At 67.1% G+C, this 15,387-nt stretch carries 12 protein-coding genes; 2 read left to right on the top strand and 10 right to left on the bottom strand.

The genetic code is table 11. From position 1 onward, the window contains the following. Window positions 1-39 precede the first annotated feature (39 nt). A complete protein-coding gene (gene mdlC / locus HTA01S_RS02445) occupies window positions 40-1,662 on the bottom strand; it encodes a benzoylformate decarboxylase (RefSeq protein ID WP_068166954.1) in 1,623 nt (540 codons plus the stop codon). Window positions 1,663-1,763: 101 nt separating this feature from the next. Here mdlC and HTA01S_RS02450 point away from each other — a divergent pair, with 101 nt between their 5' ends. Continuing rightward, a complete protein-coding gene (locus HTA01S_RS02450) occupies window positions 1,764-2,648 on the top strand; it encodes a LysR family transcriptional regulator (protein WP_068166955.1) in 885 nt (294 codons plus the stop codon). Window positions 2,649-2,693: 45 nt separating this feature from the next. Here the strand turns inward: HTA01S_RS02450 and HTA01S_RS02455 are convergent, their stop codons facing one another. The 9 genes from HTA01S_RS02455 to HTA01S_RS02495 all read right to left on the bottom strand — a co-directional run bounded on the left by HTA01S_RS02455 (window position 2,694) and on the right by HTA01S_RS02495 (window position 14,190). Further along, window positions 2,694-4,160, bottom strand: coding sequence for an NAD-dependent succinate-semialdehyde dehydrogenase (locus tag HTA01S_RS02455; RefSeq protein ID WP_068166956.1), 1,467 nt, complete (start codon window positions 4,158-4,160; stop codon window positions 2,694-2,696). A gap of 42 nt (window positions 4,161-4,202) precedes the next feature. Beyond that, complete coding sequence (locus HTA01S_RS02460; RefSeq protein ID WP_068166957.1) at window positions 4,203-5,291, bottom strand: tartrate dehydrogenase; 1,089 nt, start codon at window positions 5,289-5,291, stop codon at window positions 4,203-4,205. 18 nt (window positions 5,292-5,309) lie between these two features. After that, window positions 5,310-6,938 (bottom strand): ABC transporter ATP-binding protein, encoded by a 1,629-nt coding sequence (locus tag HTA01S_RS02465; RefSeq protein WP_068166958.1) that lies wholly within the window; start codon window positions 6,936-6,938, stop codon window positions 5,310-5,312. A 1-nt stretch (window position 6,939) separates the two neighbouring features. Continuing rightward, window positions 6,940-7,815, bottom strand: a complete 876-nt coding sequence (locus HTA01S_RS02470) for an ABC transporter permease (RefSeq protein WP_245637970.1) — start codon at window positions 7,813-7,815, stop codon at window positions 6,940-6,942. Window positions 7,816-7,826: 11 nt separating this feature from the next. Continuing rightward, window positions 7,827-8,783 (bottom strand): ABC transporter permease, encoded by a 957-nt coding sequence (locus tag HTA01S_RS02475; protein WP_068166960.1) that lies wholly within the window; start codon window positions 8,781-8,783, stop codon window positions 7,827-7,829. A gap of 16 nt (window positions 8,784-8,799) precedes the next feature. Next, a complete protein-coding gene (locus HTA01S_RS02480; RefSeq protein ID WP_068166961.1) occupies window positions 8,800-10,428 on the bottom strand; it encodes an ABC transporter substrate-binding protein in 1,629 nt (542 codons plus the stop codon). A 76-nt stretch (window positions 10,429-10,504) separates the two neighbouring features. After that, on the bottom strand, window positions 10,505-11,797 hold the full coding sequence (locus HTA01S_RS02485) for an NAD(P)/FAD-dependent oxidoreductase (protein ID WP_068166962.1): 1,293 nt from the start codon (window positions 11,795-11,797) through the stop codon (window positions 10,505-10,507). 34 nt (window positions 11,798-11,831) lie between these two features. Further along, window positions 11,832-12,497, bottom strand: a complete 666-nt coding sequence (locus HTA01S_RS02490) for a haloacid dehalogenase type II (RefSeq protein WP_068166963.1) — start codon at window positions 12,495-12,497, stop codon at window positions 11,832-11,834. 208 nt (window positions 12,498-12,705) lie between these two features. Next, complete coding sequence (locus HTA01S_RS02495) at window positions 12,706-14,190, bottom strand: aldehyde dehydrogenase family protein (protein WP_068166964.1); 1,485 nt, start codon at window positions 14,188-14,190, stop codon at window positions 12,706-12,708. A 270-nt stretch (window positions 14,191-14,460) separates the two neighbouring features. Here HTA01S_RS02495 and HTA01S_RS02500 point away from each other — a divergent pair, with 270 nt between their 5' ends. Next, window positions 14,461-15,357 (top strand): GNAT family N-acetyltransferase, encoded by an 897-nt coding sequence (locus HTA01S_RS02500; RefSeq protein WP_084235781.1) that lies wholly within the window; start codon window positions 14,461-14,463, stop codon window positions 15,355-15,357. Window positions 15,358-15,387 lie beyond the last annotated feature (30 nt).

The raw sequence follows: 15,387 nt of genomic DNA on the forward strand, positions 1-15,387 counted from the left end.
TTTGTCTCCTGGAAGGTGATTGGTTGAAAGAGGCGGTGATCAACTGACGACCAGTTCAACGAGATAGGGCCCCTTGGCCGCCAGGGCGGTCTCCAGGCTCTTTCTCAGTTGCTCCGGTCGTTCGGCCCGACTGGCCGGTACGCCCTGTCCGTTGGCCAGCGACACGAAGTCGAGATGGGGCAGATCGGTGCCCGCGGGCTTGTCCCCCTTGGCGTAACCGAACACCGGCGCAAAGTCCTGCAGGGCGGCATAGCGCCGGTTGTTCAGGATGATGAAGGTGATGGGCAGGTTCAGCTGCGAGGCGGTGTACAGCGCCTGGATCGAATACATGCTCGAACCGTCACCCATGAGCGCGATGGTGCGACCTTTAAGCCGCTGCTTCTGGCGACCCAGCGCAACACCGACCGCCGCGGGCATGCCAAACCCCAGCCCGCCGCTGGCCATGGTGTAGAAGCTGTCCGCGCCGTTCATGGGAAGGTTCTGCTGCATCACACCGCGCGAGCCGGGCGCCTCTTCGACCACCACATCATGGGCACCCCGCGCCTGGTCCAGCGCCTGCAGGACGTAGGCCACACTCATCGGCTGACCGGCCTCTTCCGGGCTGGCCCGCTGGCGCCGGGGAGGAGCCCGCCGCTTGACGGTCTTGGTGCCGTCGATCAGGGCCGCAATGGCCAGATCCAGACTGGCAACCACGCTGTTGCCGCTCGGTGTCCAGGCCGCCGTGTGCGGGTCGTCCACGATCTGCCACAGCGCCGTGCCCTCGGGCACGTGCGGCCCCTCCCCTTCCACGTGGTAGGAGAACGCGGGCGCCCCGAGCACCAGCACCAGGTCGTGCTCGGCCAGGGTCGCCACGATGCGCTCGCGCATGGCCGGCAGAAAACCACCGAACAGGTCGTGCCTCTCGGGAAAACCGCAGCGTGCGCTCATGGGTGCGGTGTAGACCGCGGCACGGTGCTGTTCGGCCAGGGTCACCAGCAGGTTCACCGCGCCATCGCGATCGACACCCGTGCCCGCCACGATGGCCGGGCGTTTGGCCTTATCCAGGGCCTTGGCCACGGCACGAATGGCAACGGGGTCCGGCGCGATGGAGCGTGTCACCGTGCGGGGCGGCACCCAGGCGCTGGGCTTGTCCCAGTCGTCGGCCGGAATCGACACGAACACCGGTCCGCAAGGCGGCTGCATGGCCAGGTGATAGGCGCGGGCCAGCGCCAGCGGCACGTCCTCTGCGCGCGCCGGCTCGCAGGCCCACTTGACGTAGGGCTTGGGCAGCTCGGTCGCCTGCGCCGCGAACAGGAAAGGGTCGAAGGGAAGGATCGAGCGCGCCTGCTGGCCGGCCGTGACGACGAGTGGGGTCTGGTTCTTGAAGGCGGTGAAGATGTTGCCCATCGCATGCCCCACCCCCGCCGCCGAATGCAGGTTCACCAGCGCGGCGTTGCGAGTGGCCTGCGCGTAGCCGTCGGCCATGCCCACCACCACCGACTCCTGCAGACCCAGGATGTAGCGGAAGTCCTCGGGAAAGTCGCGGAACATCGGCAACTCGGTCGAGCCCGGGTTGCCGAACACGGTGTCGATGCCGACGTCCCGCATCCACTGGTGCACGGCCTCCCTCACGGTCGGTCGCTGTTCCGAACGGCGTGTCTGTGCAGATGTTGGGCGCTTCATGGGCTTCCTCGGTTGAAAACGCCCGCAGTGTGTATGTCCAGCCAAAATTCGCCAATTAGATGGACCTACTAAGTGACATGCTTGATTCTTATAATTTGACGATGGACCTGAACCTGCTCCGTGTCTTTGACGCGATCTATGCGGCCCGCAGCATCAGCAAGGCCGCCGAGCGTCTGGGCATGTCCCAACCCGCGTGCAGCCAGGCGCTGAGCCGGCTTCGCATCGAACTGCGGGACCCGCTGTTCGAGCGCACGGCGGGTGGCGTGAAACCCACCGAGCGCGCGGACCGTCTGGCCCGTTCGGTGCAGGGAGGGCTGGCCCTGCTCGACGAGGGTCTGCGCGAGCCCGACGCGTTCCACCCTCAGACCAGCCGGGCCGAACTCAAGCTTCACCTCACCGACATCGGCGAGATGCGTTTCCTGCCCCGGCTGGTGCAGACGCTGCAATCCCGGGCACCGGGTGTCAAGGTCCTGGCCAGTCCCTGGCCGCAGAAGGACATCGCCGAAGCCCTGCACAACGGCGACCTGCACCTGGCCATCGGCTTCCTGCCGCAGACCCAGGGGACGCAGAAGATCGAACTGCTCAAGGACCGCTATGCGCTGATGGTCAAGGCGGGACACCCGCTGATCCGTGGACGGGGAAGGAGCGGGCTCTCCACCCGCGCGCTGAGCCGCTTCGACTTTGTCACGGTGCGCTCCCACAGCGAGACGCAACGCATCCTGAGCGTGCTGCAGCTGGAAGAGCGCATCCGGTTGCGGGTATCGAGCTTTCTGGCCTTGCCCGCGATCGTGCGTTCAACGGATCTGGCGGTGATCATCCCGAAAGCGATCGCTCAGGAGTTCGAACCGCGCGAGGAGTTTCACCTGCTCGACGCGGACCTGCCGCAACAGGACTTCACGGTGTCGCTGCACTGGGGACGGCGACACGAGCACGATCCCTTCCTGTTGTGGGTTCGTGCGGTGATCATCGAGCTGTTCAAACAGTGACGCCGGGTGCGCCTTCAGGGCACACGACGCCGATCAGCCCCACCGTCAGTCCAGCTGCCCCTGGCAGACGTATTTCACGTGGGTGTAGTCGTCCAGCCCGTGCGTGGAACCTTCGCGGCCGTAGCCCGATTCCTTGACGCCACCGAAGGGCGCAGCCTCCGATGCGAGCGCGCCTTCGTTGATGCCGACGATGCCGGTTTCCAGCGCCTCGGCCACGCGCCAGATGCGCCGCACGTCCTGGCTGTAGAAGTACGCGGCCAGGCCGAAGGGTGTGTCGTTGGCTTGGGTCACCACGGTCGCCTCGTCATCGAACACCGCCATCGACGCGACCGGTCCGAAGGTTTCTTCACACGAACAGGCCATGCTTGGGTCCACACCCATAAGCACCGTGGGCGCGTAGTAATTGGGGCCGAGGGCCGTGAGGCGCTCGCCACCGGAGAGCAGCTTCGCCCCACGCGACACGGCGTCCTGCACATGGCGCTCGATCTTTTCCACCGCACGCGCATTGATCATGGGGCCGATCTGCGAAGCGGGGTCGCTGGCCGGCCCGACCTTGAGCGCTTCGACACGCGCACAGAGCTTCTGCGCGAACGCTTCCTGCACCTTGCGGTGCACGAACAGCCGGTTGGGGCTGACGCAGGTCTGACCGCCGTTGCGGAACTTCGCCGCCATCACGCCGTCGACCGCGGCGTCCAGGTCCGCGTCGTCGAAGACGATGAAGGGCGCGTTGCCACCGAGTTCCAGCGACAGCTTCTTGAGCGTGTCCGCGCTGCGCCGGGCCAGGTGCTTGCCCACCAGCGTGGAGCCGGTGAAGGTGATCTTGCGCACGCGGCTGTCGTCCAGCCACACGTCCACCACCTCCGGCGTCCTCTCGCGCGAGGCGGTGACGATGTTCAGCACGCCCGGGGGCACCCCGGCCTCGTTGGCCAGATGCACCAGGGCCAGCGAGGTCAGCGGCGTGTCTTCGGCGGGCTTGCACACCACGGTGCACCCGGCGGCGAGTGCGGGCGCGATCTTGCGGGCGATCATCGCGGCCGGGAAGTTCCAGGGCGTGATGGCGGCCACCACGCCGATGGGTTCTTTCAGCGCAAACACCTTGCGACCACTGACGTGCGCGGGAATGACCTCGCCGTTCAGCCGCGTGGCCTCTTCGCCGAACCACTCGATGTAGCTCGCGGCATAGGCGACCTCGCCCTTGCCCTCGGCCAGCGGCTTGCCCTGCTCGCGCGAGATGAGCTTGCCCAGGTCGTCCTGGTGCGCCATGACCAGGTCGTTCCAGCGCTTGATGATCGCGGCCCGCTGTTTGGCCGGCACTTTCTTCCAGGTGGCGAAGGCCCGGTGGGCGGCTTCGAGAGCCGCACCGGCTTCGGCCGCACCCGAGTCGGGCACGCGGGTGATCAGCTCGCCGGTGGCGGGGTCGGTGACGTCCAGCGTGGACTCGGTGGCAGACCACCGACCGGCGATGAAGTTGGCACTGCGGACCAGGTCCGCACGTTGAAGGGTCAAAGGCATGGCAGTGATGGAGTGAGTGAAGAGTGGAAGAAGGGCGCCGGATCAGGCCCCCGCGACCAGTGCCGCGATCGCCTCGCCGACCTGCGTGGTGTTGGCCGTTCCGCCCAGGTCGGGCGTGCGCGGCCCCGTCCTCAGGACTTGCTCGATGGCGGCCACGATGGCGTCGTGCGCCGCGCGGCCCGCACCCTCGCCATGCGTGAGGAAATCCAGCATCAGTGCGCCCGACCAGATCATGGCGATCGGGTTGGCGATGTTCTGGCCGTAGATGTCGGGCGCCGAGCCGTGCACCGGCTCGAACAGGCTGGGAAAATCGCGTTCGGGGTTGAGGTTGGCCGATGGGGCCAGGCCTATCGTCCCGGTGGTGGCGGGGCCGAGATCGGAGAGGATGTCGCCGAACAGGTTGGTGGCGGCCACCACGTCGAAGCGGCCCGGTTGCAGCACGAAGCGCGCGGTGAGGATGTCGATGTGCTGCTTGTCCAGCGTGACCTCGGGGTAATCCTTGGCGACGGCGTCGGCGCGCTGGTCCCACCACGGCATGCTGATGGCGATGCCGTTGCTCTTGGTCGCCAGGGTCACGTGCTTCTTGCTGCGGCTTTGGGCCAGGTCGAAGGCGAACTTCAGGAGGCGGTGGGCACCGTGGCGCGAGTAGACCGATTCCTGGATGACGACCTCGCGGTCGGTACCTTCGTACATGATGCCGCCGAGCGAGGTGTATTCGCCCTCGGTGTTCTCGCGCACCACGAGGTAGTCGATGTCACCGGGCTTGCGGCCGGCCAGTGGGCAGGGCACGCCTTCAAACAGGCGCACCGGCCGCAGGTTGATGTACTGGTCGAACTCGCGGCGGAACTTGAGCAGCGAGCCCCAGAGCGACACGTGGTCCGGCACGGTGGCGGGCCAGCCGACCGCGCCGAAGTAGATCGCGTCCATGCCCGAGAGCTGCGCCTTCCAGTCGTCCGGCATCATCTGTCCGTGGGCGGCGTGGTAGTCGCAGCTGGCCCATTCAAAGGTGTGGCATTCAAGCTCGAAGCCGAAGCGCTGGGCGGCAGCCTGCACCACGCGCAGGCCTTCGGGCATCACTTCCTTGCCGATGCCGTCACCGGCCAGAACGGCGATCCGAAAAATCGGGTTCATGAAACGCTTCTCCTTGGTTCAAGTCGCCAGCGCAGCAGCAGGCAGGGCGGCATCGCGTTCGTCCAGCCAGCCCTGGCGCATCTCGGGCACCGACGCCGCCAGCAACTCGTAGTACGGGTGGTGCGGACCGCGTTCAAAGTCGGCACGCGCCACCTGGTCGAGCTTGCGGCCATGCTGCATGACGATGATCTCGTCGCACACCGACTTCACGGTGTGCAGGTCGTGGCTGATGAAGAGGTAGGACACGCCCAGCTCGCGCCGCAGGTCGGCCATCAGCTCCAGCACCGCCGCACCCACCACGGTGTCCAGGGCCGAGGTCACCTCGTCACAGAGGATCAGCTCGGGCTCGGCGGCCAGGGCACGGGCCAGGTTCACGCGCTGCTTTTGTCCGCCCGACAGGCCGCCGGGCAGCCGCTGCGCGACCGAGCGCGGCAGCCGCACCAGATCCAGCAGTTCGTGGATGCGCTTGTGCAGCGCCGGCCCCTTCAATCCCTTGTAGAACTGCAAGGGCCGCGCCAGGATGCGCTCGATGCTCTGGGACGGGTTCAAGGCCGTGTCCGCCATCTGGAACACGATCTGGATCTGCCGCAGCTCTTCCTTGCTGCGCTGGCGCACCTCGGGCTGGAGCGGGCGCCCCTTGAACAGGATGCTGCCGTGGCACGGAGCAATCAAACCCGCGATGGCGCGGGCCAGCGTGGTCTTGCCGGACCCGGACTCACCGATCACCCCGATGGCCTGCCCCTTGTGGAGCTTGAAGTTGATGTCTTCCAGAATCAGCACCGGGGGCTTGCCTTGCGCATTGAGCGCGCCGTACCCGGCCGAGAGCTCGCTCACTTCCAGCAGCAACTCGCCCTTGCGCACCTCGGTGGTGAGCGGGGCCGGGCGGGCCGCCGCCAGCAGACTCCGCGTGTACTCGTGGGCGGGTTGGGACAGGATGCCCGCAGTGGTGTTGATCTCCTGCGCTTGGCCATTGCGCAGCACGAGGATGTGGTCCGCCATCTGCGCCACCACCGCCAGGTCGTGGCTCACGTACACCGCCGTGGCGCGGCGCTCGCGCACCACACGGCGGAAGGCGCGCAGCACCTCGATCTGCGTGGTCACGTCCAGTGCGGTGGTGGGCTCGTCCAAGATCACCAGTTCGGGATCCGTGATAAGCGCCATGGCCGCCATCAGGCGCTGCAGCTGACCGCCCGAGACCTGGTGGGGGTAGCGCTGGCCGATGGTGTCGGGATTGGGCAAGGCCAGCTCCTTGAACAGCTGCACGGCCTTCTTCTCCGCCTGCGCCCGCGACATCGTGCCGTGGATGCGCGTGGGCTCAACCACCTGATCCATGATGCTGCGCGAGGGGTCGAACGAAGCGGCAGCGCTTTGGGCGATGTAGGAAACCATCCTCCCGCGCAGCGCCCGCAGTGGTTGCGCGCCGAGCGAGAGCACGTCCTTGTCACCGATGCGCACGCTACCACCGCTGATCTGGCACCCGCGGCGCACATGCCCCATGAGGGCGAGTGCCGTGGTGGTTTTTCCGGAACCCGATTCGCCGATCAGCGCGAGCACTTCGCCCGGACGGATGGTGAAGCTCAGTTGGTCGACCAGCGTGGCATCGCCAGCGCTGACCGTGAGCTTGTCAACAACGACCAGTGAGCCCATTTCAGCGCCCTCCCCGTTCACGGGCCGCGCGGCCCGGCAGATTGTCGATGACCAGGTTGACGGAAATCGTCAGGCTGGCAATAGCGATCGAAGGCGCGATCACCGAGGCACCACCGTCGGCCAGCACCTCGATGTTCTCGCGCACCAGCGAGCCCCAGTCGGCCTCGGGCGGCTGGATGCCCAGGCCCAGAAAGCTCATGCTGGCCAGCAGCAGCACCACGTAGACGAAGCGCAGCCCGAAGTCGGCCAGCATGGGGCCGGTGATGTTGGGCAGGATCTCGTACAGCATCACGTAACCGGTTCTCTCGCCGCGCGTGCGCGCCACGGTCACGTAGTCCAGCGCGTTGATGTTGACCGCCAGCGAGCGCGCGATCCGGAAGGCCCCGGGCAGGTAGATGATGGCCGCGGTGACGATGAGCATGGTCACCGACGAACCGAAGCTGGCCACCATCAGCAGCGCAAACATCTTGCTGGGGATCGCGGTCAGCGTGTCCAGCACGCGGCTGAGCACGCTGTCGGTCCAGCGGCCGGTGGCCGCCGCCAGCAGGGCCAGCAGCGTGCCGCTGCCGCTGGCCAGCAGCGTCGCGACAAAGGCCACGCCCACGGTGTAGCGTGCGCCTTCGATCACCCGCGCCAGCATGTCGCGGCCGAGGTAGTCGGTGCCCAGCCAGTGCGCGGCGCTGATGGGCGCAAACACCTCGCCCCCGTCGGCGGCCCCGGTCTGCGACAGCAGCGACGGTCCGAAGATCGCGGCCCCGGCCCAGAACAGCACGACGACCAGGCCGATCCAGCCGGTGAGTCCGAAATGGGCCAGCCGCCGCAACCAGCGGCGTCCGGCCGGCCGATCGGGGGCGCTGCCCTGAATGGCATTGCTCATGGCGAAGTCCTTCATGCGTGCCTCAGACGGGGGTTGGCCACGATGCCGCACAGGTCGGCCAGCGTGACCAGGAACAGATAGCCGGCGCAGAACAGCATGGTGCAGGCCTGCACCAGCGGGATGTCGCGCTGCGTGACGCCTTCCACCATCAGCTTGGCGATGCCGGGGTAGTTGAAGATGGTCTCGACGATGATCACGCCGCCCAGCAGGTACGACAGGCTCAGCGCCACCGCGTTGGCGATCGGACCCACGGCATTGGGCAGCGCGTGCGCGAGCACGGTGCGCATGGGCGAGGCGCCCTTGAGGCGCACCATCTCGATATAGGGGGCCTCCAGCTGGTCGATCACGGCGGCGCGCGTCATGCGCATCATCTGCGCCACGATGACGCAGGTCAGCGTCACCACGGGCATGGCGAAGGCACGCAGCATCTGGCCCACGGATTCGATGTCGCTGACGTAGGACAGTGCGGGCAGCCAGCGCAGATGCACGGCAAACACCAGCACCGCCAGGGTGGCCACCAGAAACTCCGGCACCGAGACCACGGAGACCGCCGCGGTGGAGACGCTGCGGTCGAACCAGGAGCCCCGCCAGACCGCCGCCGAGATGCCCAGCGTCAGGGCAATGGGTACCGAGAACAGCGCGGTCACGGCCGCCAGCAGCAGCGAGTTCGGCAGCCGGCTGGCAATGAGTTCCACCACCGGCACGCGGGCCGTGGACGAGACGCCCAGGTCGCCCTGGGCGAGCCCGCCAAGCCAGCGCAGGTAGCGCTCGTGGGCCGGCGCGTCCAGCCCCAGCTGGGCACGCAGCTCGGCCAGCACCTCGGGCGTGGCCTCCTGCCCCAGTTGCTCTTGCGCCGCGTCGCCCGGCAGCACGGAGGTGATGGCAAACACCACCGCCGACACCGCCAGCAGCGACAGCAGCGCCAGGCCGACGCGCTGCGCGACCAGTTTGAACAGGATGCCGTTCATGGCCTTGGCATCCGCTTCAGGCCGCCGCGTCGAGCCACACGTGCTCGGCGAAGGAGGTGCCCATCATGCCGCCAATCGGAATCGGCGACAGACCCTTGAGCTGCTTGCTGTGGCCGTCGAGGCTGGAGGTGAAGAACGGGATGCCGATGCCACCGTCCTGGTGGATCATCACCTGCATGTCGGCGTACATCTGGGCGCGCTTGGTCTGGTCGGTTTCGCCGCGCGCCGCCACCAGCAGCTGGTCGAACTTCTCGTTCTTCCAGCCTGCCTCGTTCCAGGGTGCGTCGGACTTGAAGAACAGGGTCAGGGCCAGGTCGGCGCTGGGACGGGTGTTGATGTTGCCGAAACCCACCGGGTGCTTCATCCAGTGCGTGGACCAGTAGCCGTCGGCGGGCATGCGTTTGACGTCCAGGTTGAGCCCGATCTGTTTGGCGGCGTGCTGCATGACCAGCGCCGTCTCGACCGAGTTGGTCGCGGCCGGCGAGGCCACCACCGGAATGGGCGCACTGCCCAGGTTGGCCTTCTGCAGGTGCCACTTGGCCTTTTCCGGGTCGTACGCACGCTGCGGCAGGCCCTTGAAGAAGAAGCGGTTGTTCGAAGCGATGGGCTGATCGTTGGCCACCACCCCGCGGCCGAGCTGGATGGACTTGAGCAGTTGCTCGCGGTTGAACAGGTGCTTCATGGCCAGCACGAAGTCCGGGTTGTTGCCCGGGCTGCTGTCGCGTCGCATGATGAGGTTGGTGTACGACGTGGCCTTGGTCTCGAAGATGGTGTGCGTGCCGCTGGCCAGCACGCGATTGATCGAGCGCGGCGACACTGCCACCACCAGATCCAGCTGGCCGGAGAGCAGCGCGTTGACGCGCGCCGATTCGTCGGAAATGCCGACGAGTTCGATCTCGTCCAGGTAGGGGCGGTTGGGCTTCCAGTAGTTGTCGTTGCGCACCGCGATCGAGCGCTCCCCGGGCTTGAACTCCTTGACCTTGAAGGGTCCGGTGCCGATGCCGGCGGCGAAGTTGGTGGTACCTTCCGGGACGATGTGGAAGTGGTAGGTGCCCAGGATCACGGGCAGGTCGGCGTTGGGCGAGGTCAGGCGGAAGGTCACCTCGTTGGGGCCGGTCGCGGTCACGGACTCGATCTGGTCGGCCAGCACCTTGGCCCGCGAAGCGGTCGCCGGGTCCTTGTGCCGCATCATTGAGAACACCACGTCGGCCGGCGTCAGCGGCTTGCCGTTGTGAAAGGTCACGCCCTTGCGCAGCTTGAACACCCAGGTCTGCGCGTCCTTGGTGGTGAACTCTTCGGCCAGCTGCGGCTGCGGGCTCAGGCTGCCGTCCAGCACGGTCAGGCCGTTGTAGAACATGAAACCGCGGCAGTAGTCGACGTGACTGGACTGACGGGCCGGGTCCAGCGTGTCGTTCACACCCGAGGATGAGCTGGCCACCTTGATGCGACCGCCCTTCTTCGGCGTCTGCGCATGGGCTGTGGTGGCCAGCGACGCGATGCCGCCCGCCAGCGTGGCCTGCATGCCCCCCGCCGTCAGCATGGCCAGCACGTCGCGGCGTGTGGCGCCGCGCTTGAGCGAGTCCATCATGCGGACGCTCTCGCTGGGACCGACAAGTTCCTGAAACTGTTTCTGCTTCTCGCTCATGGTGTGCTCCTCGTTTGAAAATTGCAGTTGCGTGGGGGGTCAGAGAGATCATTCGGGCCCGAAGGCCATATCAACATCAAGCCAGCCGGTCCTTCAACCGGAAGTACAAGCCCACAGCGGGCAGGAACCAGGGAGGGCCGAAGTGGCCCGGTATGGCCGGCCAGGACCGGTCTTTCCACGGATTCGCATCTTCGTTGCCGGCCATCACCTCGGCCATGCGCTGGCCCATGAGCACCGACATCTGCGTTCCATGGCCGCTGTAGCCCATGGAATAGAACAGCCCGTCGCGTTCGCCCGCATGGGGCAGGCGGTCCTGCGTTATGTCCACCAGGCCGCCCCAGCAGTAGTCGAGCCGGACCTTGCCCAGCTGCGGGAAGGTTTCGGCCAGGCCCTGGCGCAGCACCTCGCCGCTGGCGGCGTCGGAGGTGGGGCTGGAGATGGCAAAGCGAGCACGCCCACCGAACACCAACCGGTGGTCCTCGGTGAGGCGGAAGTAGTGGTGGATGTTGGCGATGGTGGTGTAGGTGCGGCGCTGGGCCAGCAAGGCGTTCGCGCGCTCGGCCCCCAGGGGTTCGGTCACCACGATGAAGCTGCCGATGGGCACGATGCGCCGGCGCAGCCAGCCAAAGCTGCCGTAGCCGCCGTGGCGCGAAGCCCCCGTGGCCAGCAGCACCTGGTTGGCCCGCACCACCCCGCGCTCGGTGTGCAGCCGGTGCACCTGGCCTTGCACCCGCTCCACGCGGTTGACCCTAGTACCGGTGTGGATCTGTGCGCCCTGGCGCTGCGCCGCCTGGGCCAGGCCCTGGGCAAAGCGCCCCATGTGCATCTGCGCGCTGCGTGGGTACAGCAGACCGCCCACGAAGCGTTCGCTCTGCACCTCCGAGCGCACCTCATCGGCGCCCAGCACGCGCACGTCGGTGTCGACGCCATCGGCCACGAGACGCTCGGCGCTGCGGTGCAGCGCGTCCACCTGGTAGGCCTTGGTGGCGAGCTTGAGCTTGCCGTGGCGCAGAAACCCGCAGTCGATGTGCTCCTGCTGCACCAGCCGCTCCACCGCATCGACCGCGCTGTCGTAGGCGTGGTACCAGGCGCGGGCCCGTTCAACGCCCACCCTGTCCGCCACCTCGACGTAATCCAGGGCCAGACCGTTGTTCACATGGCCGCCGTTGCGGCCGGAGGCCTCCGGCGCCACCGTGGCACCGGCTTCAAGCACGACCACCGAGGCGCCGCGCCGCGCCAGCTGCAGGGCAGCGGACAGGCCCGTGAAGCCGCCGCCCACGATGGCCACATCCACCTGCGCGGGCAGGCCCTGCGCCGAGGCCACGGGTGTCGCCGGGAGCGAGTCGTTCCAGTAGGAGTCGAGCTTCATGATGCTTCGTGGGTTGATGGCGTCGACACGTGGATCAGAGACCGACCACGCCGGGCAGGCCGCCGATGTCCTGAATCTCGGTGTAGCCGTAGGCGGGGCAACCCGGGCCATGGCCGCGGTTCACGAACACCTTGTTCTTGATGCCGATATCGTCGGCCGACATGAGGTCGTAGCGCAGGCTGGAGGACACGTGCAACACATCCTCGGGGTTGCAGCCCAGGGAGTCGAGCATGTACTCGAAGGCCTTGAGGCGCGGCTTGTAGGCCTGGGCCTGCTCGGCGGTGTAGACCCGGTGGAACGGTGCACCGAGCATGGCCACGTTCTTCTGGATCTGGCAGTCCATGGCGTTGGAGATGATGACCAGCGGGATCTCCTTGGCCACCTTGGCCAGACCGGCCGGTACGTCGGCGTGCGGGTCCCAGGTGGGCACGGCGTCGTAGTAGGCCTGGCCGTCGGTGTCGAAATATTGAATCTTCCATTTCTTGCACAGGCGGCGCACGGCGTTCTTGAGCACCACGTCATACGGCTGCCAGGCGCCCAGCACCTCGTCGAAGCGGTAGGCGGTGAAGTCGGCGATGAACTGCTCCATCTGCTCCGGCCGGATGCGGTCCGCGAACAGCTCGCGCGTCATCTCACCCATGCGAAAACGGGTGAGCGTGCCGTAGCAGTCGAAGGTCACGTACTTGGGGCGAAAAATCATGGTCTCGATTCCTTGAAAGTTCGGTTGCCGACCGTCGCGGGTCGCATCCTTGTTTGGCTGTTTGCGACAGGGTGATGACGAAGTGATTGGAGCATTCAACCGAATCGGTCGCGTAGGGAAATGGGGTGGCCTGACGAGACAAAGTTGCGCATTTCATGGGGCTTGTCAGCATGTCGTGTGGTGCGCACTTGATGTGTGCAGAAACCCATCATTGGTGCGTCGCAGCAAAGTCCATCAGCACACTTTTGAAGCGCAAGTTGGCCTCCACCGCCTGGCGCCCCAGGTCCTTGCCGATGCCCGACTGGTGGTAGCCGCCGGTGGGAATCACGAAGTCGTCGCTGCGCCCGTAGCGGTTGATCCAGACGGTGCCGGCCGACAGGCCACGCATGGCGCGCATGGCGCGGCCGATGTCGGCCGTGTGCACACCCGCGGCCAGTCCATAGTGTTCGTGCGCCGCCAAGGCCAGGCCCTCTTCTTCGGTGTCGAAGGTCTGCACGGTGAGCACGGGGCCGAAGATCTCTTCCTGCACCGCCGGGTTGTCCGCGGTCACGCCCTCGATCAGCGTGGGCTGGAAGTACGCGCCGCCCGGGCCGCCATCGAAGAGGCCTCCGCCGCAACGCAGTTGTGCACCGGCGTCCCGCGCGCGTTCCACGATGTCCAGCATGCGCGCCGCCTGCTGGGCCGAAATGATGGGCGGCAAGGTCGCCTGCCCATCCCAGGTGGCGCCCGGCTTGAGCGCACCGAAGCGCTGCGCGATGCCATCGATCAGCGCTTCGGCCACCCCGCGCTGCACGATCAGGCGCGAACCCGCCACGCAGACTTGACCCGCGTTGCCCGTGATGGCACGGGCAACGATGCCCGCCACGCGGTCCACGTCGGGCACGTCGTCGAACACCAGCTGCGGGCTCTTGCCACCCAGCTCCAGCGTCACGGGCTTCGGTCCCTGCAGGGCACAACTGGCCATGATCGCCGCGCCCGTTCGGGTGGAGCCGGTGAAGGTCATCTTGCTGATCAGCGGATGCCGCGTGAGCGCATCGCCCGTGGTGCGGCCGTCGCCCTGAACGATGTTGAAGATGCCGGCAGGTACACCGGCCTCGATGGCCAGTTCGGCCAGGCGGATGACGGAGAACGGTGTCATCTCCGACGGCTTGAGCACCACTGCATTGCCGGCCGCCAGGGCAGCCCCCACCTTCCACGACACCATGACCAGCGGGAAATTCCAGGGCGTGATCGCACCCACCACACCATAGGGCTCGGCCACCACCAGGCCCAGGTGGTCGTGGCGCGTCGCCGCCACCTCACCACCGAGTTTGTCCGCGTACTCGGAAAAGAAGCGCAGCCCCTCGGCCGTGAAGGGCACATCCCATGCCGCGGCGTCGCGCACCGGGCGGGTGGAGCACACGGCCTCCAATTGGGCCAGGCGCTCGCCTTCGGCCTCGATCAGGTCGGCCCAGCGGCGCAGCACCCGGGCCCGCTCGCGCGGCGCGCGGCGCGCCCAGTCGGTGTGGCGCCAGGCCTGCCAGGCGTTCTGCACGGCGGCATCCACCGTGCTGGCATCGGCCAGCGGCAGGCCGGCGTGCACCTGCCCGTCGGAGGGGCGCAGCACGTTCAGCAACGCGGTGTCGGGCACCACACGGCCCCCGATGAAGTGGGCGCTCTGGACGGCAATGGATCGGGGGTCAAAGATCTGCATGGGGCGATGAAGAGAGGTATGGGAGAAAGGTGCCAGGGAGAAGTCCTTCAACGGACGCCAAAGCCCCCTGGCGGATGGTGTCTTGAATGCTATGCAGTAAGCCCCAGCATTTGTGACCATAGGCAGGCCCCGCACAGCAGCGAATTGCAAAAGCCCCGGCCCTCACGGCGCAAGCTTTCGAATTGCTCGCAAACCCTGATTCGCGCTGGCGAAATGGCGCGATGTCGTCCAAGATAGCAAGCAAATCAACGACGAAACAGGTTGACGAAGATGCTGTTGAAGAACCCGTTCCCCGCCCTTGGCGACACAAGCCCCGCTGACGATGGCGTGCTGCTTCGCCCCATGACCGAAGCCGACCTGCCTCATGCCCAGGCGCTGTCCGCAGAGCTTCGCTGGCCCCATCGCCTGACCGACTGGGAGCACGTGTTTGCGCTCGCGGAAGGTCTGGTGGCCGAGCGCGATGGAAAGATCATCGCCACCGCCCTTCGCTGGCTCTGGGGTGAGCGACACGCCACCGTGGGCTTGATCATCGTCACTCCCGCCTGCCAGGGGCGCCGCATTGGTCACCGGCTTCTGACCGCCTTGCTGGATGGCCTGGACCACCACACCGTGCTGCTGCAAGCCACCATGGAAGGCCGTGGCCTGTACGAGCGGCTGGGCTTCGTGCGCACCGGTGAAATCCGCCAGCACCAGGGTGTGGCGCAACCCGCGCCGCTGATCGCGCTGCCCGAAGGCTGGCGGCTGCGCCCGGCAGGCCAGAACGAGGCGCAGGCCCTGCATCGGCTGGACGCAGACGCCCGGGGCATGCCGCGGCCGCAACTCATCGACAGCCTGCTGGCCCAGGCCGAGGCCTGCGTGGTGCTGGACCACGACGGCACGCAGAAGGGCTTTGCCATCCTGCGCCGCTTTGGACGTGGGCACGTGATCGGTCCCGTGATCGCTCCCGACACGGAGGGCGCCAAGGCCCTGATCGCCCACCTGGCGGGCACGAACGCCGGTCGCTTCACCCGCATCGACATCGACTTCGACTCCGGCCTGGCCGAGTGGCTGGAGAGCCTGGGCCTGCTGCGTGTGGACGCGGCCACCACCATGGTGCGCGGCGAGCCGCTGCAGCACCCCGATGGCGCGCCCCGGCTGTTTGCCATCGTGACGCAGGCGCTCTGCTGAACGACCGCTGACCTCATCGCCCTGCCCGCT

The organism is Hydrogenophaga taeniospiralis CCUG 15921, from assembly GCF_001592305.1.
Classification (GTDB): Bacteria; Pseudomonadota; Gammaproteobacteria; order Burkholderiales; family Burkholderiaceae_C; genus Hydrogenophaga; species Hydrogenophaga taeniospiralis.